Here is an 18,267-nt window from a genome sequence, read left to right on the forward strand (position 1 = left end):
GGAAATCAGCTTATTGATAAATGAAGGCCGAGGCGGCCCAGGCGATCAACACCGTCGGCGCGCCGGTCAGGAAGCGGCCGACCAGTACTGAAGGCACGCCGACCCGCACGGTGTCCTGTTTGGCTTCCGCCAGCGACAGGCCGACCGGAATGAAGTCGCAGGCGGCCTGCGCGTTGATGGCGAACAGCGCGGGCAGCGCCAGCTGCGGCGGAATATGGCCGAGGCCGATCTGTACCCCGACCAGCACGCCGATCACCTGGGCGATGACCGCGCCGGGGCCGAGGAACGGCGACAGCAGCGGGAATGAGCAGATCAGCGCCAGCGTCACCAGGCCGATCGGGCTGTTGGCGAGCGGCGTCAGGCCGTGAGCGATAAAGTCCCCGAGGCCGGAGGCCATGATGATGCCGATCAAGGCCGAGACGAACGCCATAAACGGCAGGATGGTCTTCAGCACGGTGTCGATGGTGTCGCGCCCGGCCTGGAAGAACACCGCCACCACCGATCCCATGCCCATGCCGACCTTCGCCAGCAGCCCGTCGCTTTGCTCGGTGATCTTCTTGCTGGTGTCGTAGTCGCGCGCCTTGGGCGACGCTGCAACGGCGGTGGCGGGCTGGCTATCTGCCGCTTCGATTCGGCTGATGTTGTGGTCGCGCACGCCGGAGACATAGATGTCTTCGAGGATAAACTGCGCCAGCGGGCCGGACTGGCCGGTGGCGTGGATGTTGACCGTCGGAATGCGGCGTTTCGGGTACAGGCCGCAGCGCAGGGTGCCGCCGCAGTCGATCACCGCCACACCGATCTCTTCCGCCGGCGGCTCGCCCTCTTTGAAACCGTCGACGGCCGGCCAGCCGGTCAATTCGCTGAGGCGATCGACGATCGAAGGCCGGGTGCCGGCGGTGATGTACACCACTTTCTTGCCGGGCTCTATCGGCAGCTCCAGGGGGCCACCCCAGCCGCTGGCGCCTTTTTCAATACGGATATAAGCACTCATGCTGCACTCCACGAATTAAAGTTGCACCTGGCGATCCAGACGGATGCCCATCTTGCGTTCGAACAGGCTGGTGGTCAGATCGGTGACCCAGCCGCGGAAGAAGTTGGTGAACAGCCCCACCAGGAAATAGCTCACCGCCAGCGGGCCGAGCGGCAGGCCGAGGGTGGTCAGGCCGCTGGCGATGCCGAGGTAAACGAACAGCTCGCCGGGGTTGATGTGCGGGAACAGGCCGTTCATCGAGTGGCAGCTGTAGGAGGCCGCCGCGTAGTAGCTCGGCTTGTATTTCTCCGGCATGAAGCGCCCCAGGCTGAGGGTCATCGGGTTGCAGAAGACAAAGGTGCCGATCAGCGGCAGCAGCAGATAACGCGAGACGGGGTTGCCCGCGCAGCGCTGCGCCAATCGTTCGATACGTTCCTGGCCAACAAATTTGATCAGCGCGTTCATGATAACCAACAGGCTGATCAACAAAGGTAAAATGCCGGTCACCATGCCGACAAACACTTCACCGCCTTTCTGAAACAGGCCGATAAACCACTCGGCGCCGTGGGTGATTAGCTCAATCATTATGTTCTCCTGTAATGGACTGATATGGCCTGGAGCGAACGGCGGCTCTGTCGCCATGGGCCTTACAGTAGTCACTTTGTTGGGCTATTTGTTTTAAATAGATCACAATTTGAAAGATAAATATTTTATTATGAAAGTTTAAAGTGAAAGAAAGAGAAGGTCTGTGGCATGAGGGGGAGAAAGCGGGCACAAAAAAGCCCGGCTAGCCGGGCTTGAGGACAGGTGGTCCGTCACATCAGGCGATGGTGACCTTCTTGTCCAGGTAGGCGTCTTGCACGGCGTTGATCAGCGCCACGCCGTCTTTCATCGATTTCTTGAACGCCTTGCGCCCCAGGATCAGGCCCATGCCGCCGGCGCGTTTGTTGATCACCGCGGTGCGCACCGACTCCTGCAGGTCGTTCTCACCGGCGGCGCCGCCGGAGTTGATCAGCCCGGCGCGGCCCATGTAGCAGTTGGCCAGCTGGTAGCGCACCAGATCGATCGGGTGATCGGTGGTCAGCTTGGTGTAGACGCGATCGTCGGTATAGCCGAATTTCACCGCGCGGTAGCCGCCGTTGTTTTCCGCCATTTTCTGTTTGACGATGTCGGCGCCGATGGTGGCGGCGATGTGGTTGGCCTGGCCGGTCAGATCGGCGCTGGAGTGGTAGTCCACGCCATCCTTGTTGAACGCCGGGTTGCGCAGATAGGCCCACAACACGGTGACCATGCCCAGCTCATGCGCGCGCTCGAAGGCGATCGAGATCTCTTCGATCTGGCGGCGCGACTGCTCGGAGCCGAAGTAAATGGTGGCACCGACCGCCACCGCGCCCATGTTGAACGCCTGCTCGACGCTGGCGTATAGGGTCTGGTCGTACTGGGTCGGGTAGCTCAGCGTTTCGTTGTGGTTGAGTTTGACCAGGAACGGGATCTTGTGCGCGTAGCGGCGCGATACCGACGCCAGCACGCCGTAAGTGGAGGCGACGCAGTTACAGCCGGCTTCAATCGCCAGCTCGACGATGTTCTTCGGATCGAAATACAGCGGGTTGGCGGCGAACGAGGCGGCGGCGGAGTGCTCGATGCCCTGATCGACCGGCAGGATCGATAGGTAGCCGGTGCCGGCCAGGCGGCCGTGGTTGAACAGGGTTTGCATCGAACGCAGCACGCTGTTGGGACGGTTGTTATCGATCATTACGCGGTCGACGAAGTCGGCGCCCGGCAGGTAGAGATTCTCGGCGGGGATAGTGGTACAGCGGTGTTGCAGCAGATCTTCCGCTTCCTTTCCTAGCAACTGCACAATATCAGTCATGATTCACTCCCGATTAAGCTTCTTCATACACCGGCAATGCAAGGGTTTTTGACCACCGGCGAAGTAAAAAAGCGGTGATTGAAGCTGTAAAGCGATACTACCGAACTTGATCCGGCAAGGACAAACAATAGATGCGATTGAGAGGAAATGCCATTTGCGAGGCCAAATACGCGGGGACGATCGCCCCCGGCGCGCTAAGCGATTGATTATTCGATCTCGAACCACTCGGTGTTCTGCAGGGCGATCGGGGTGATGGAGTAGATCATCTCCTGCAGGTGATCGTGGATGGCGCGTTCCGCCGCCTCGGCATCGCGCGCTTTCAGCGCCTCGTAGATGCGGTAGTGCTGCTTGATCAGGCTCTCCGGCGGCGAGACTTCGCTCAGGCTGAGGAAACGCACCCGATCCATGGTGGCCTTGATGGTTTCGATGGTCTCCCACGCCAGCGGGCAGTCGGCGAACTGGGTCAGCAGCTGGTGGAATTCATCGTCCAGCGCCAGAAACTCGCGCGTCTGCCCGTTCTGCGCCGCCAGCGCCTGACGGTGCAGGTTATGCTCCAGCGTCATCAGCTGCGCCGGGGTGGCGCGCTCGGCCGCACGGCGCACGATGGCACATTCCACCGCCTGACGAATAAAGCGCCCGTCGGCCACGCGCTTGGCGGAGATTTTCATCACGAAAGTGCCGCGCTGCGGCAGGATCTGCACCAGACCGGCCTCCGCCAGCTTGATGAAGGCTTCGCGCACCGGCTGGCGCGAAACGCAAAAGCGCGTGGAAATCTCTTTCTCGGACAACAGGGTGCCGGGGGGGATGGTGCAGTCGACGATATCCTTGCGCAGGAAGCGATAGATCTGCTGGTTGACCGGGACGTTGTTGGTGAGACTGTACGTTTCAGACATGGCGACAATCAGGCATCTGGCTGGAATTCGAATGCCACCATACTAGCAGATTATTGATTGAGGGCGGGGGGATAAATCCACCCGCCGGGTAGGGTAACTCAGTGATGCCAATCCTGATATTCCTGCTTGCGCCGCCCCGGCGCGGTTTCCGGCATCAGGCTCAGGCCGATGGCCGACACCACGCCCAGCACCATCATGTAACCCGCCAGCCCGTAGTAGTGGCCGCCGGTCACCTGCAGGATCTTCACCGCCAGCAGCCCCAGAATGCCGCTGCCGATCAGCGATCCTATCTGCCAGATCAGCGCGATGCCGCTGCAGCGTACGCGGGTGGGGAACAGCTCCGGGAAGTAGGAGGCCTGCGGCGCGTAGCACATGCTGTGGCCGAAGGTCAGCACCACGATCATGGCGATCTGCGTCACCCAGAAACTATCGAGGTTGATCGCCATAAAGAACGGCACGATGCACACCACCTGCAGCAGCGCGCCGGCGATGTACACCGGTTTTCGCCCCAGCCGATCGGAGAGGCGGCCCATCAGCGGAATGGCGAAAATCTCCAGCAGCACCGCCACGATCATCGCCTCCAGCAGAATGGTCTCGTTGAGGTGGTTGGCCTTGCCGTAGGCCAGCACGATCACCGTGAACATGGCGAAGGCGCAGGCTTCAATCAGCTTGGCGCACACCCCTTTGCCGATAAGGCCGGGGTAGCGGCGGGCCACTTCCACCACCGGCCGGCTCTCCACCGCCTTGGTGGCGCGGATCTGGGTAAACACCGGCGACTCGTCGATCTTCAGGCGAATAAACAGCCCGACGATCACCAGCAGCAGGCTGAGCAGGAATGGAATGCGCCAGCCCCAGTCCAGCATTTGCGCCGGCGACAGCACGGCGGTCAGCAGCGCGAACAGCCCCGATGGCAGCAGGAAACCGGCGGGCGCGCCGATCTGTACCCAGCTGGCGTAGAAACCGCGCCGCAGCGGCGGCGCGTATTCGGCGGTCATCAGCACCGCGCCGGCCTGTTCGCCGCCGACGCCGAAGCCCTGCAGCACGCGGATAAAGATCAGCGCGAGCGGCGCCCAGATGCCGATCTGCTCATAGGTGGGCAGCAGGCCGATGCAGAAGGTGCCGAGGCCGACGATCAGGATGGTGATCACCAGCGCCTTCTTGCGGCCGACCTTGTCGCCGATGTGGCCGAACACGATGCCGCCCAGCGGGCGTGCCAGGAAACCGACCGCGTAGGTGGCGAAGGCCGCCAGCGTGCTGATCAGCGGATCGGCGCTGGGGAAAAACAGCTGGCCGAAGAACAGCACCGCAGCGGTGCCGTAAGCGAAGAAATCATAATATTCGGCGGCGGTGCCGATGGCCGAAGCGCTGGCGACGCGCCGCAGCAGCGGTTGATTGCCGGTATTGACGGCGTTATGCGTGGTGACGGTCATCGGAAACCTCCCGGTCGGTAAGCGGCAGAGCGGCGACGGCGGCTTTGGCCCCCAGGCTCAGCAGTTGATGATAAGCGTGGCTGACGGCGCGGACGAAGTCAGGCGAGTCGGGCAGATCCTGGCCGAAGACGCTGTCGAGCTGCAGCAGCGCCAGGACGCGGGGCTGGCCTTCCTCGCTGCCGGCGACCAACGCGGCGATGGGGTCGCGCAGCGGATCGCTGATGTCGATCGGCGCGCCTTGCTCATCGCGGCCGCCGACGTAGCGCATCCAGCCGGCGACGCCCAGTGCCAGGCAGTCGAAGCGGCTGCCGCGCGCCAGATGCCAGCGGATCGCGTCCAGCAGCCGCTGCGGCAGCTTTTGCGTGCCGTCCATGGCGATCTGCGCGGTGCGGTGCTTCAGCGCGCGGTTGCGGAAACGCCGCAGCAGCGAGTCGGCATACTGCGCCAAATCGACGTTCGGCACCTGCAGGGTCGGTGCCTGTTCCGCCAGCATCAGGTGACGGGCGGCGCGGACAAAATCCGCGTCCTGCATGCAGTCACCGACGTGCTGATAACCGGCCAGATAGCCGAGGTAGGCGAGGAACGAATGGCTGCCGTTCAGCATGCGCAGCTTCATCTCCTCAAACGGCAGCACGTCGCTCACCAGTTCGGCGCCGACCTTTTCCCAAGCCGGTCGCCCCTGGGGAAAGCGGTCCTCAATGACCCACTGGCTGAACGGCTCGCAGGCCACGCCGACCTTATCCTCGACGCCGCCCAGCCAGGCAAGCAGCTGCCCGCGGGCTTCCTGCGTCATCGCCGGCACGATGCGATCCACCATGGTGGAAGGGAAGGCGACCTCTTGACGCACCCAGTCGGCCAGCGCCGGATCCTGCCGCTGCGCCAGGTCGAGCAGCACCTGGCGCGTGACCCGGCCGTTGGCCGGCATATTGTCGCAGGACATCACGGCGAACGGCGGCAACCCGCGTTCACGGCGCAGGCGCAGCGCCGCCAGCAGCAGCCCCGGCGCCGACTGCGGCTGTGCCGGGTGGGCGATATCATGCGCGATTGCCGGGTGTTCCGCCATCAGCCGACCGCTGGCGGGATGGTGGCAATAGCCCTTTTCGCTGATGGTCAGCGAGACGATGGCGATCTCAGGCTGCGTCAGGGCCGCCAGCACCGCCGCCAGCCCGTCGGTTTGCAGGTGCAGCGCCTGGCGCACCACGCCGATGACCCGGCCCCGCCAGCCGTCGTCGTCCATCTCCGCCACCGAGAACAGCAGATCTTGTTGCCGTAGGTCGGCGATCTTTTGCTGGCCGTGCTGCATGCTGATTTCGCAGTAGCCCCAGTCGCTGCCGTGCTCGCTGGCCAGCCTGTCGGCGTACATCGCCTGGTGCGCGCGGTGAAACGCGCCGAAGCCGATATGCACCATGCGCGGTTTCACGCGCTCACGTGCGTAGCCGGGCCGAATAATGGCGGCCGGCAGCACGCGGTGGTCGGAAAGTCTCATGTTCAATGTCCCTGGAGAGGTAAGCAAAGGGGCGAAGCCGCCCCGCCTGGCGTTATGGTTTTAAGATTTGCACGCCCGCCGTTGCGCGCGGTGCCTTGATCACCAGCAGCACCAGCAGCGCGCCCAGCGCGGCGACGCCGCCCGCCAGCATAAAGGCGCTGTCGAATTTGCCGGTGTTCTGCACGATGTAGCCGGTGACGATCGGCCCGATGATGCCGGAGACGCTGCCGATCAAATGAATGAACCCACTGGCGCCGCCGACCCGGGATTTATGCACCACGTCCTGGATGATCGCCCAGTAGAGGGCGCCGGTGATGTAAAGGAAGAAGATTGACACCGACATTAGCATCACCGCCGGCACCACGCTGCTGACGGTGCCTGCCAACGCCACACACACCGCCGCCGCCAGCAGGCTGGTGACCAACACGATCTTGCGCGACAGCAGCAATTTGCCGGTGATGTTGAAGATTTTGTCGGAAATATAGCCGCCGAGCGCCAGCCCGACGAAGCCGACGATCCACGGGATCATCGTGGTCAGGCTCATCTCCTTGATGTTCAGGTTGTGCGCCTGCACCAGATATGAGGGGAACCAGCTCAGGAAGAAGAACAGAATGTAGTTGTAGCAGAAGAAGGCGAAGGCGGTGACCAGAATGATCGGCTGCTTCAGGTAGTAACCCAGCCCGTGCGCGGCGTCGCTCAGCGCGCTTTCCTCGCCGAGGTTTTCCTGTTTCAACCGCGCGATCAGCGCCCGTTCTTCGGCGCTGACGCGCTGGCTTTTCGCCGGATTATCCGCCACCACGAAGAACCACAGCAGCATCCAGACGATGCCGATAGCGCAGATGATCATAAACGCCGGCCGCCAGCCGAACGCCAGCGCCAGATAGCCGACGATCGGCCCGGCCACCGCGCCGCCCAACGGCGAACCGGCGCTGAGCAGGCCCATGGCGGTCGCCGCCTGCTTCTTCGGGAACCAGCCGTTGATCATCTTGTTGGCCGAGGCGCAGATCGGCCCTTCGGCCATGCCGAACAGGACGCGCAGGATCAGCATCGAGTAAAAACCGGTGGCGATTGCCGTCATGCCGCAGAAAATGGACCACAGGCCGACCGCCACGCCCAGCACCAGCGTCGGGCCGAAACGGTCGACCGCCAGCCCGCCGACGAAGTTGAAGATGGCGTAGCCGAAGAAGAAGCTGCCGAAGATCAGGCCGAACTGTTCGGCGTTCAGCATCAGATTCTGTTCGATCATCGGCACGGTGATCGACAGCGCCACGCGATCGAGGTAGTTGATCATGTAGACCATGAACAGCAGGAACACGATGGTCCAACGCAGGTTTTTAAACATAAAGCACTCCACTGGGTGTCGTTTTAATCGTGATGCTTCGTTGTTTGCACGGGCGGCGGGGGCCGCCCAATGCCCCGATGCGGCCTTGGCGTTACTCGAACTGCAGCAGCACCTTGCAGCAGGTGCGCTGATCCCGCTCGAACATCAGCATCGCCCGTTCGACGTCGCCGGCGGGCATGCAGTGGGTGAGCAGCCGCTGCGGGTCTAGCTTGCCGTCCGCCATCCAGGCGATCACCTGCGGGAAGCGCGCGCTGTTCAGGCGCGAGGAGAAGATCGACAGCTCCTTGCTGGTGATGCTCTGCTGGGTCAGGGTGCAGGCGTCGCCGGAAAAGCCCATGATGCCGATGCGCGCCGCCGGCGAGGCCAGCGCGATCGCCTCCGGCAAAATGGCGGGGTGGCAGGCGGCATCGACGATCAGCGTCGGCTGAATGCCGCGCTGCTGCAGCGCCTGCGGCAATGCGGCCTCGGCGTTGTTGAACACTTCGTCGGCGCCGTTGACGCGCGCCATGTCCAGCCGCTCGGCGATGCGATCGACGACCCACACCTGCTTGACGCCGTACACGCCTTTCAGCGTCTGGATCACCGTGAGCCCCATCGGCCCGGCGCCGTAGATCAGCGCGATGTCGTCAGGGCGCGGTTGCAGATGGGCGGTGATGTTGGCGGCGATGCTGAAGGGTTCGATCATCGCGGCGTGGCGATCGCTGATGGCGGGCGGAACCGGATAGGCGTTGCGCGCCGGTACGCAGGCGTAGTCGCTGAAGCCGCCGTCGCGGTGCACGCCGATCACCTGCAGCGAGGTGCAGACGTTGGGCCGGCCGACCGAACAGGGATAGCAGTGGCCGCAGCTCACCACCGGATCTACCGAGACGCGTTCGCCGAGGCGCGCCGGATCGACGCCTTCGCCCAGCGCATCGATCAGGCCGAAGAACTCGTGGCCGATCACCCGCGGATAGCGGGCGAACGGGTTATGGCCGTGATAGATATGGACGTCGGAGCCGCAGATGCCGGCGAATTTCACCTTGACCCGCACCTCGCCGGCCGCCGGCTGCGGCAGCGCGCGCGTCTGGAGCGCCAGGCGCCCGGGCTGTTCGATCACAACGCTGCGCATGGTGTTTACCAGTTCCATAAGGTGCCATCCTCCAGACGTGCGACCGGCAGGTAGGCCGGTTCATACGGGTAACGGGCCGCCAGCTTCTCATCGAACTCGATGCCGATGCCCGGCTTGTCGCCCGGATGCATATAGCCGTCGTCGAACGTCCAGCTGTGCGGGAACACCTCGAGCATCTGCTCGGAATAGCCCATGTATTCCTGCACGCCGAAATTCGGCACCCACAGATCGAAATGCAGCGCCGCCGCCATGCAGATCGGCGACAGATCGGAAGGGCCGTGGGAGCCGGTGCGCACCTGATACAGCGAGGCGAAGTCGGCGATGCGCCGCATGCCGGTAATGCCGCCCGCGTGCGTCAGGGTGGTGCGGATGTAGTCGATCAGCTGCTCTTCAATCAGCTGTTTGCAATCCCAGATGCTGTTGAACACCTCGCCGACGGCGATCGGCGTGACGGTATGCTGGCGGATCAGGCGGAAACAGGCCTGGTTTTCCGCCGGCGTCGGATCTTCCATCCAGAACAGGCGATACGGCTCGGCGCTTTTGCCGAAGCGCGCCGCTTCGATCGGCGTCAGGCGGTGGTGCATGTCGTGCAGCAGGTGCTCGTTGAAACCGAACCTGTTGCGCACCGCGTCGAACAGTTTGGGGGTGAAATCGAGGTATTTTTCCGTCGACCACAGCTGCTCTTCTGGCCAGTCGCCCTTGGTGGCCGGCTCATAGGCCTGGCCTTTGCCTTTGGCCATGCCGTAGGTGGTTTTCATGCCCGGCACGCCGCATTGGACGCGGATCGCCTTGAAGCCTTGTTCTTTGTGCTTGGCGTAGTCGTCGAGTACCTCGTCGATCGAGTGGCCGGTGGTGTGGCAATACACCATCACCCCCGAGCGCGACGCGCCGCCCAACAGCTGATACAGCGGCATGTTGGCGGCCTTGGCCTTGATGTCCCACAGCGCCATGTCGACGGCGGAAATGGCTGACATGGTCACCGGGCCGCGCCGCCAGTAAGCGCCTTTGTAGAAGAATTGCCAGAGGTCTTCGATCCGCTGCGCGTCGCGGCCGATCAGCTGCGGGCAGAGGTGATCTTTCAGGTAAGAGGCCACCGACAGTTCACGCCCATTCAGCGTGGCGTCACCGAGGCCGATGATGCCGTCATCGGTGGTGATCTTCAGCGTGACAAAGTTGCGCCCCGGGCAGGTGACGAACACCTCGGCGTTGACGATTTTCATAACCTTCACATCCTGTAGCTACGGAGAGATAGCGCGAAAATACGCCATGAACTAACTACCATACAAGTATGAATTAATGAATTTGCCGGAGAGGATCACATTTGATCGCGAGCGGAAGCGGGTAAGCGGAGGGGGGAAGAAGCGGGGCGCAGCGGCTGCGCCCGACAAGGTCAGCCCAGCAGGGCGCAGTTAGGCGGCAGGCGGCATTCGATGGCCTGTGGCAACACTTCGATGCGGAAATGACGGCCTTTGAGCGGCTCGCCGTCGAGGTTGAAAGTCATCTCATGCGGCGCGTCGATCTCGAGCCACGGCAGCGCTGCGCTGAGGATGCTGTTGCTCTCTTCGTCGTTGAACAGGGCGGCGACCAGCGCCGGTAGCAGTTCATCGGCGATCAGCAGGCGCAGCTGCAGCAGGCCGTCGTTGATCAGCGCGCTGGGGCACAGCTCCTGGCCGCCGCCGGCCTGTTTGCCGTTGCCGATGCCGATCACCAGCGCCTCGCCGGCCCAACGGAAGTCCGGCCCGCGAATTTCACAGCGGTCGGCCTGCAGCGTATCCATGCGCAGCAAGCCGTGCACGAAGTAGGACACGCCGCCCAACGCCGCCTTCAGTTTCTCCGGCGTTTCGGTGGTGATGCGGGTGCCGAAGCCGCCGGTGGCCATGTTGATGAAGTAGCGCTCGCCGTTGACCTTGGCCAGATCGATCGGCACCGAGCGGCCCTTGATTGCCAGCTGCAGCGCCTGTTCCGGCGACGGGGGAATATTGCAGGCCATGGCGAAATCGTTGGCGGTGCCGAGCGGCAGGATGCCCAGCACCGGTCGGTTGTGCGCCGGCAGTTGCACCAGCGCGGCGGCCACTTCGTTGATGGTGCCGTCACCGCCGCCGGCGACGACGGTGCCGACGCCGAGCTGCGCGGCTTCCGCGACGTAGCGCGCGGCGTCGCCGTGTTCCCAGGTGACGCGCACGTGCAGCGTGATGCGTTCTTCGCGCAGGCGTTTGACCGCCTGACGCAGCTCTTCGTTACCGGCGCCTTTGCCGTTGAGAATAAGCAGGGCAGGCGCATGTGAGTGTTGAGGCATTGCCGATCTCCTCCGGCGGAAAACCAAGAATGCCTCAAGATAAACCAGCTGCCGCCACCAGGCCATCAGAATATTCAGCTAATTCTGGTTATTCCCCGGCGTTCAGTGAATATGAAGCAAGGCGAATTTATCTGAATTTTACGCGGAAATAAGCCAGGTTTTAAAGACGAGAGGATTAATCGCTGTAGTGTTATTTATATATCGAAGCGGCGTGATTATTATTATTAAAACGGATAACGGGAATAAGTTGTGGAAATAGGCGTAGCGAAAAAAATAGGCGAGCCCATAAAGAAAAAGCCAGCCCAAGGGAGATTGGGCCGGCTAAGGAGGTGGTTCCTAGTATTGCTATGCAAATATTTTCGTTGTTCGTTTTAAGCAGCGTGATAGTAACCAAGCTGCACGCACATTGATGTGATCCAATTCTAATATTTGCTAAAAATCGCCGCCGAATGACGGCGATTTGTTTTTATGCGCCGGCGCTATTTTCTTCCGCCAAATTGCGGATCAGCAAAGCATAATTGAGATCGATATCCTGCGGGATCGGTAAATAAACGATATGGCCGTTGCCCGGCGCCACCTCAATCGGTTCGCCTTTCTTATTTTGCATGCTTTCGAGGGTGAAGACCACGTTGCCGCCCGGCGTCATCATCTCGACGCTGTCGCCGAGTGAGAACTTATTCTTCACGTCGACCTCCGCCCAGCCATCGCGGCGCACGCCGGTGAATTCGCCGACGAACTGCTGGCGCTCAGAGAGCGAGGAGCCGTAGTCGTAATTCTGTTGCGCTTCGTGCACGTGGCGGCGCAGGAAGCCTTCGGTGTAGCCGCGGTGCGCCAGGCCTTCCAGCGTGGTAAGCAGGGTCGGATCGAAGGGTTTGCCGGCGGCCGCGTCGTCGATGGCGCGGCGGTAGACCTGGGCGGTGCGGGCGCAGTAGTAGAAGGACTTGGTGCGGCCTTCGATCTTCAGCGAGTGCACGCCGAGCTGCGTCAGACGCTCCACGTGCTGGATGGCGCGCAGATCCTTGGAGTTCATGATATAGGTGCCGTGCTCGTCTTCGAAAGCGCTCATATATTCGCCTGGTTTTTGCGCTTCAGACAGCATGAACACCTTGTCGGTCGGCGCGCCGATGCCCAGCGTCGGCTCGACGGTTTGCACCGGGATCGGCTCGTGCAGGTGCACGATATTGCCGGTGTCGTCCTCTTTGCCTTCTTCAGCCTTATACTGCCAGCGGCAGGCGTTGGTGCAGGTGCCCTGGTTAGGATCGCGCTTGTTGATATAGCCGGACAGCAGGCAGCGGCCGGAGTAGGCCATGCACAGCGCGCCGTGGACGAAGATTTCCAGCTCCATGTCCGGCACTTCGGCGCGGATCTCAGCGATCTCTTCCAGCGACAGCTCGCGCGAGAGGATCACGCGGGTCAGGCCCATTTGTTTCCAGAACTTCACCGTCGCCCAGTTAACGGCGTTGGCCTGCACCGACAGGTGGATGTCCATCTGCGGGAAGGCTTCGCGCACCATCATGATAAGGCCGGGATCGGACATGATCAGCGCATCCGGGCCCATATCGATAACCGGCTTCAGATCGCGCAGGAAGGTTTTCAACTTGGCGTTGTGCGGGGCGATGTTCACCACCACGTAGAATTTTTTGCCCAGCGCATGGGCTTCGTTGATGCCCTGCGCCAGATTCTCGTGGTTGAACTCGTTGTTGCGCACCCGCAGGCTGTAGCGCGGCTGGCCGGCGTAAACCGCATCGGCGCCATAGGCGAAGGCGTAACGCATGTTTTTCAGCGTTCCGGCCGGGGAGAGAAGTTCCGGTGTAAACATAGTGTGTCTCGGTCTGATTTCAGGTCAGCACCGCGCCACCTGATGGCGCAGTAAAAGCGGGGGATTGTAGCCGCAGCGCGGCAAGAAATCAGCAGTTAACCGGATTTATTCAAGGGAGATTGATCCCGGTCAAACGGAAAACGCGCGATGGCGGCCACCGCGCGGGCGACACGGGGGATCAGGCACTCAAATCGCGGATATCGGTGGTTGGGCCGTTTTTCATCACCGACTGGATACCGTTTTTGGCTGCGCTTTCGGAGCTGTACATTTCGCTGACGCCGATCACCTGATGGTTCTTGGCCTTCAGCACAAAATAGGGCTGATTGCTGGTGCTGTGCTTCAGTTCAAACTGCGCTTCGTGCGGCGCATTGGTCTGCACCGAGGCGATGCCGTTCTCCGCCGACGCTTTGCTGGCATACATCTCGCTGGCCAGAATGATCTCGCCGTTACTGGCTTTCAGGTTGAAGTGGTACTGTCCGTTCTTTGCTTTTTTCAGCTCGTAATGACCGATTGCCATGGTTCTTCTCCTGTAGGTTCCGATTCGTGATGTAAGTGTAGCCAATCGCTTGAAAATCGGCGGCTAAACCTCACAGCAGATTAGTCTAAAAAATGCGCAGCTTTCTTGCGCCGGCGCGGAGTTTTCATCCGAAAATCACGCCGCCGCACGGGAAGCTAAGGGAAGGCGCGGTGATTGCGCAGCGCGCCGCATAATGACAATTACGTGGTTTCATCGAGCAGCATTGCGCGTTACCGTTTGCCCGCTACGTAAAGGTGAGTGAAAAGTGAGCGATAGATCTTGGCATCGACGCGCTGCAGGCATATGCTTTGGCCTATGCCTGCTGTGGAGTGTTGAGATGGAAAGAATCGCAAAGCTGTTTAAAAACGGTAGAAATCAGGCGGTGAGGTTACCGGTGGAATTTGAATTTGATACGGATCGTGTGTATATCCGTCGCGATCGGGAGGGAAACGTGATTTTATCCAAATATCCGGCAAAGCCGGACAGCTGGGCACCGCTGCTGAGCATTATCGCCCAAACGCCAGTGCCGCAAGAGTTTCTTGGCGCGGAAGATCGTCAGCAAGGGGTTGCAGAGCGCGATCCTTTCTCAGAGGAAGAGTAGGCGATGTACATGTTTGATACCAATACCGTCAGCCACCTGTTTCGGCAGCATCCGCAGGTGCTAAGCATCATGGAAAAGCTGCCGCCTTCTGCCGTGTGCATTTCCAGCGTCACGGAGGCGGAACTGCTTTACGGTGTCGCTAAGCGGCGGAACAAGGCGTTGCAAAGCAGTGTCGAGGCCTTTCTTGCCGCAGTGACGGTCTATGCATGGGATAGCGAGGCCGCCCGCTGCTACGGTGAAATGCGCGCGAACATGGAGAGAAAGGGAAAAATCATGGGCGCGCTGGATCAACTGATCGCCGCTCACGCGCAGAGCCGTGGCGCGACGCTGGTGACCAACGATCGCGCATTCGCCATGGTGCCCGGGTTGGCGGTTGAAGACTGGACGCGCTGATTTCCCCCTAAACCCCATTCACCAGCCGGCAGGGCTCGGCTTCCCAGCGGTAGCCCACGCCGTATACCGAGCGAATAAAGGATTTTTCCCCGTCGATCAGTTCCAGCTTGCGGCGCAGGTTTTTGATGTGGCTGTCGATGGTGCGATCGGTGACCACCCGATAGTCGTCATACAGGTTGTTCAGCAGCTGCTCGCGTGAAAACACGTTGCCCGGCTGGCTGGCCAGCGTTTTCAGCAGGCGGAATTCCGCCGGCGTCAGATCCAGCAACTGCCCCTGATAGCTGGCCTGGAAACGCGGCTCATCGATGTGCAGCAGGTCATCTTCCCGCGCGCTCTCCTGCGGCCGATAGCTGCGGCGCAGAATGGTTTTCACCCGCGCCACCACTTCGCGCGGGCTGTAGGGTTTGCAGATGTAATCGTCGGCGCCGATCTCCAGCCCCAGCAGGCGATCGATCTCTTCGATTTTCGCCGTCACCATCACGATAGGCACGTCGCTGAAGCGGCGCAGCTCGCGGCACACCGTCAGGCCGTCGGCGCCCGGCAACATCAGGTCGAGCAAAATCAGCGCCGGCGGATGCTGGTGCACGGTCGGCACCACTTCGTTGCCGTTGGTCAGCCAGCGGGTGGCGTAACCCGCCGCCTGCAGATAGTCCACCAGCAGCTGGCCCAGCTTGGGCTCATCTTCAACAATCATGATCTGCACGGGGTGATTCTGGATGTCCATCAGGGCGCCTTATTTTTTATCGGGGTAGCAAATTCTACTGTAATGCGCACGCCGCCTAAAGGCGAATGCTCGGCGCGGATTTTCCCGTCGTGGGCTTCCACGATGTTGTGGCAGATCGCCAGCCCCAGCCCGGAACCGCCGCTGGCACGGTTGCGTGAACCTTCCGCCCGGTAGAAACGTTCGAAAATGCGCGTCAGCTGCTGATCGCTGATGCCCGGCGCGCTGTCCTGCCAGTAGAGGAACAGCCGCCCCGGCTGCAGCTCGGCGCTGATTTCCAATCGGCCACCGGCGTCGGTGTAGCGCAGGCTGTTTTCCAGCAGGTTATTGAACAACTGGTTCAAACGGTCGGGATCGCCGAACAGCGGCGCCTGGGCCGGCAGATGGGTGACGATCTCCAGTCCTTTGGCGCGGAAGCGTTCGCGGAAGGCGGCGACGGCGATCTGCAGCAGGTGCACGCAGTCCACCGACGATTTGCGATAGGCCAGCGCGCCAAGATCGGAGAGCGACAGCTGGTGCAGATCGTCGACCAGTTTGGTCAGGGTAGACACCTCGGCCTGCAGCGAACTGAGCGACGCCGGCGTCGGCTGCCGCACGCCGTCCTGCAGCGCCTCCAGCTCGCCGCGCAGCACCGCCAGCGGCGTGCGCAGCTCGTGCGAGACGTCGGCCATAAAAGCGCGGCGCATCTGTTCGTTTTTCTCCAGCGAGGTGGCCAACTGGTTGAAGTCGTGCGCCAGCCGGCCCAGTTCATCCTGGCTGCTGACCGCCACGCGGGTGGTGAAATCGCCCGCCGCCAGGCGATGGGTGCCCGCCACCAGGCGCTTGACCGGGGCTAGCATGCCGCGCGACAGCAGCCAGGTCACCGCCGCCGCCAGCAGGGTAGAGAGCGCGACGATGATCCAGCTGGTGCGCCGCTGCTGGCGATCGAAGTTGATGTCGGTGTTGCGCGTCAGGCGCTCGACCGGGGTGGTGATCACCCAGCCGACGATCTCGTTGTTGTAGCGGATCGGGTGGCGCGGGCCCTCTTTCGGTACCGGCCCGGAGTGGCCAACCAGGCGATTGAACTGGCTGTCCACCACCCAAAACTGGGTGCGCCAGCCCTTGGGCGGCAGGTTGTGGCTGCTGTCGCTGTTCTGTTCGAACGAGCGCATGATCTGGTAGATCACCTGATCGTTGTTGCGCAGGAACACCCAGTTGCCGTGGTGGCTGTACTGTTCCTCCAGCGCTTCGCTCAGCATATTGATGCGCTGCTCGTTGCTGTGCTTGATGTAGTCGATAAAGCCGCGTTCAAAGCTGACGCGCACCCCCCAATGCATGGTGATCAGCACCAGCATGCAGGTGGCGAAAATGGCCAGGAACAGTTTCCCGGTAATGCCTATCTTCATTGCAACCTCGTTGAACCGGTACCCGGCTCTTTGGTCAGCGTGCGGTTGGGCGTGCTATCGGCCGGCACGCGCGCGAAGGCCAGCGCGGGCAGAGCGATAATCAACGCCATACAGCAGTAGCTGTAAATAAATGCGCTGTGGATAGCCGGGCTGTCGGCCACCACCTGGTGATGGGCGAAGCTGCCGATCAAGATGCCGGCGACGCTGACGCCAAGGCTCATCGACAGCTGCATGACCATCGACAACAGGCTATTGCCGCTGCTGGCCAGCCGATCCGGCAGATCTTTCAGCGTCAGGGTGTTCATCGCCGAGAAGCGCAGCGAGTTGACCATCCCCTGGAAGAACAGTACCACCGGCAGCAGCCACAGCCAGCCGAGCATCGCCGCCAACAGGAAGCTCAGGCTGACCAGCGACAGCAGCAGCGTGGCGGCCACCAGCACGTTGCGGTAGCCGAAGCGGTTGACCACCTGCACCACGATGCGTTTCATGCCCATGCTGCCGATGATCATCGGGATCATCATCAGCCCGGCGTGGAACGGCGTGAAACCCATGCCCACCTGCAGGAACAGCGGCGTCATGAACGGCAGCATGCCGCTGCCGATGCGCCCCAGCAGGCTGGCCAGCAGCCCGATCTTGTAAGTCGGGGTGCGCAGCAGCCGCAGCGAGAACAGGGCGCGGCTATTGCCGTAGGCATGCCAAACATACCCCAACAGCGCCGCTACGCCCAGCGCCACCAGGCCGGCGATGGCGCTGCCGGAGAGCCCCATGCCCTTGTGGCCGTCGAGCGCCAGCGTCAGCGACGCCATGCCGATCGCCAGCAGGATAAAGCCGCTGAGGTCGAAGCGTCGGGTTTGCATTTGGTAGTTGGGCATCAGCAGCAGCGTGGCGATGGCGCCCACGATGCCTACCGGAATATTGATCAGGAAAATCCAGTGCCAGCTGGCGTATTGCACCAGAAAGCCGCCCAGCGCCGGCCCCATCAGCGGGCCGATCTGGCCCGGCAGCGTCACGAAGGTCATCGCCGCCATGTACTGCTCGCGCGGCACGATCTTCATCACCGTCAGGCGGCCGACCGGCACCATCATCGCGCCGCCGATGCCCTGAATCACGCGCGAGGCGATTAGTTCGTTCAGGGTTTCCGAGCGGGCGCAGAGAATGGAGCCGAGTGTGAACAGCACGATAGCGCTGAAAAACACCCGCTGTACGCCGACCTTGTCCGCCAGCCAGCCGCTGGCCGGCAGCGTTACCGCCACCGTCAGCACATAGGAGACGATCACCGACTGCATGCGCAGCGGGTTCTCCCCCAGACTGGCGGCCATCGAGGGCAGGGCGGTGTTGACGATAGTGGTATCCAGCGTCTGCATAAAGAAGCCGAATGCCACTATCCAGAGTTGCCAGCGTACCGTGGCGGCGTGTTTCATCAGCATCGGTCGGCC

The 18,267-nt window shown here is 61.9% G+C and carries 17 protein-coding genes; 2 read left to right on the top strand and 15 right to left on the bottom strand.

Translation table 11 applies throughout. The features are described 5' to 3' along the window. Window positions 1-10: 10 nt before the first annotated feature. The 12 genes from srlE to ACJ8HT_RS20735 all read right to left on the bottom strand — a co-directional run bounded on the left by srlE (window position 11) and on the right by ACJ8HT_RS20735 (window position 13,731). Complete coding sequence (gene srlE / locus ACJ8HT_RS20680; RefSeq protein WP_159318410.1) at window positions 11-991, bottom strand: PTS glucitol/sorbitol transporter subunit IIB; 981 nt, start codon at window positions 989-991, stop codon at window positions 11-13. Between the two features lie 15 nt (window positions 992-1,006). Then, complete coding sequence (srlA, locus tag ACJ8HT_RS20685) at window positions 1,007-1,555, bottom strand: PTS glucitol/sorbitol transporter subunit IIC (RefSeq protein WP_004941528.1); 549 nt, start codon at window positions 1,553-1,555, stop codon at window positions 1,007-1,009. A gap of 235 nt (window positions 1,556-1,790) precedes the next feature. After that, window positions 1,791-2,840 carry a class I fructose-bisphosphate aldolase gene (gene fbaB / locus ACJ8HT_RS20690; RefSeq protein WP_033644067.1) on the bottom strand — a complete coding sequence of 350 codons (1,050 nt, stop codon included), beginning with the start codon at window positions 2,838-2,840 and terminating at the stop codon, window positions 1,791-1,793. Between the two features lie 206 nt (window positions 2,841-3,046). Continuing rightward, entirely contained in the window at window positions 3,047-3,733 is a 687-nt protein-coding gene (locus tag ACJ8HT_RS20695) for a GntR family transcriptional regulator (RefSeq protein ID WP_025303872.1), read from the bottom strand. A 98-nt stretch (window positions 3,734-3,831) separates the two neighbouring features. Further along, on the bottom strand, window positions 3,832-5,163 hold the full coding sequence (locus ACJ8HT_RS20700) for an MFS transporter (RefSeq protein ID WP_197653280.1): 1,332 nt from the start codon (window positions 5,161-5,163) through the stop codon (window positions 3,832-3,834). Next, window positions 5,144-6,649 carry a mannitol dehydrogenase family protein gene (locus tag ACJ8HT_RS20705; RefSeq protein WP_197653279.1) on the bottom strand — a complete coding sequence of 502 codons (1,506 nt, stop codon included), beginning with the start codon at window positions 6,647-6,649 and terminating at the stop codon, window positions 5,144-5,146. The genes ACJ8HT_RS20700 and ACJ8HT_RS20705 overlap by 20 nt, the downstream gene beginning before the upstream one ends. Before the next feature lie 52 nt (window positions 6,650-6,701). Further along, on the bottom strand, window positions 6,702-7,991 hold the full coding sequence (locus tag ACJ8HT_RS20710; RefSeq protein WP_197653278.1) for an MFS transporter: 1,290 nt from the start codon (window positions 7,989-7,991) through the stop codon (window positions 6,702-6,704). Between the two features lie 91 nt (window positions 7,992-8,082). Then, window positions 8,083-9,099, bottom strand: coding sequence for a Zn-dependent oxidoreductase (locus ACJ8HT_RS20715; protein WP_197653311.1), 1,017 nt, complete (start codon window positions 9,097-9,099; stop codon window positions 8,083-8,085). Between the two features lie 5 nt (window positions 9,100-9,104). Further along, the gene (gene manD / locus ACJ8HT_RS20720) at window positions 9,105-10,319 is read right to left on the bottom strand and encodes a D-mannonate dehydratase ManD (protein WP_033635547.1); all 1,215 of its coding nucleotides are present in this window, start codon (window positions 10,317-10,319) and stop codon (window positions 9,105-9,107) included. Between the two features lie 170 nt (window positions 10,320-10,489). Then, a complete protein-coding gene (gene yegS, locus ACJ8HT_RS20725) occupies window positions 10,490-11,395 on the bottom strand; it encodes a lipid kinase YegS (RefSeq protein WP_194572044.1) in 906 nt (301 codons plus the stop codon). A gap of 466 nt (window positions 11,396-11,861) precedes the next feature. Next, window positions 11,862-13,214, bottom strand: coding sequence for a prephenate-dependent tRNA uridine(34) hydroxylase TrhP (trhP, locus tag ACJ8HT_RS20730; RefSeq protein WP_060424878.1), 1,353 nt, complete (start codon window positions 13,212-13,214; stop codon window positions 11,862-11,864). Window positions 13,215-13,392: 178 nt separating this feature from the next. Beyond that, window positions 13,393-13,731: a YegP family protein gene (locus ACJ8HT_RS20735; RefSeq protein ID WP_038873760.1), complete on the bottom strand. Its 339-nt coding sequence runs from the start codon at window positions 13,729-13,731 to the stop codon at window positions 13,393-13,395. Between the two features lie 337 nt (window positions 13,732-14,068). Here ACJ8HT_RS20735 and ACJ8HT_RS20740 point away from each other — a divergent pair, with 337 nt between their 5' ends. After that, window positions 14,069-14,332 (top strand): antitoxin, encoded by a 264-nt coding sequence (locus tag ACJ8HT_RS20740; RefSeq protein ID WP_049204860.1) that lies wholly within the window; start codon window positions 14,069-14,071, stop codon window positions 14,330-14,332. 3 nt (window positions 14,333-14,335) lie between these two features. Next, on the top strand, window positions 14,336-14,725 hold the full coding sequence (locus ACJ8HT_RS20745; RefSeq protein ID WP_060441149.1) for a type II toxin-antitoxin system VapC family toxin: 390 nt from the start codon (window positions 14,336-14,338) through the stop codon (window positions 14,723-14,725). 7 nt (window positions 14,726-14,732) lie between these two features. Here ACJ8HT_RS20745 and baeR read toward each other — a convergent pair whose 3' ends face one another. The 3 genes from baeR to ACJ8HT_RS20760 are packed head-to-tail and all read right to left on the bottom strand — an operon-like array spanning window position 14,733 to window position 18,258. Continuing rightward, window positions 14,733-15,449, bottom strand: a complete 717-nt coding sequence (gene baeR, locus ACJ8HT_RS20750) for a two-component system response regulator BaeR (RefSeq protein WP_060441150.1) — start codon at window positions 15,447-15,449, stop codon at window positions 14,733-14,735. Beyond that, the gene (gene baeS, locus ACJ8HT_RS20755; protein WP_049202687.1) at window positions 15,449-16,831 is read right to left on the bottom strand and encodes a two-component system sensor histidine kinase BaeS; all 1,383 of its coding nucleotides are present in this window, start codon (window positions 16,829-16,831) and stop codon (window positions 15,449-15,451) included. The genes baeR and baeS overlap by 1 nt, the downstream gene beginning before the upstream one ends. Beyond that, window positions 16,828-18,258, bottom strand: a complete 1,431-nt coding sequence (locus ACJ8HT_RS20760) for an MFS transporter (RefSeq protein WP_197653277.1) — start codon at window positions 18,256-18,258, stop codon at window positions 16,828-16,830. Before ACJ8HT_RS20760 ends, baeS begins: the two co-directional genes overlap by 4 nt. Window positions 18,259-18,267: the final 9 nt, after the last annotated feature.

Origin of the sequence: Serratia sp. CY44782 (assembly GCF_052168715.1) — a bacterium.
GTDB lineage: Bacteria > Pseudomonadota > Gammaproteobacteria > Enterobacterales > Enterobacteriaceae > Serratia > Serratia nevei.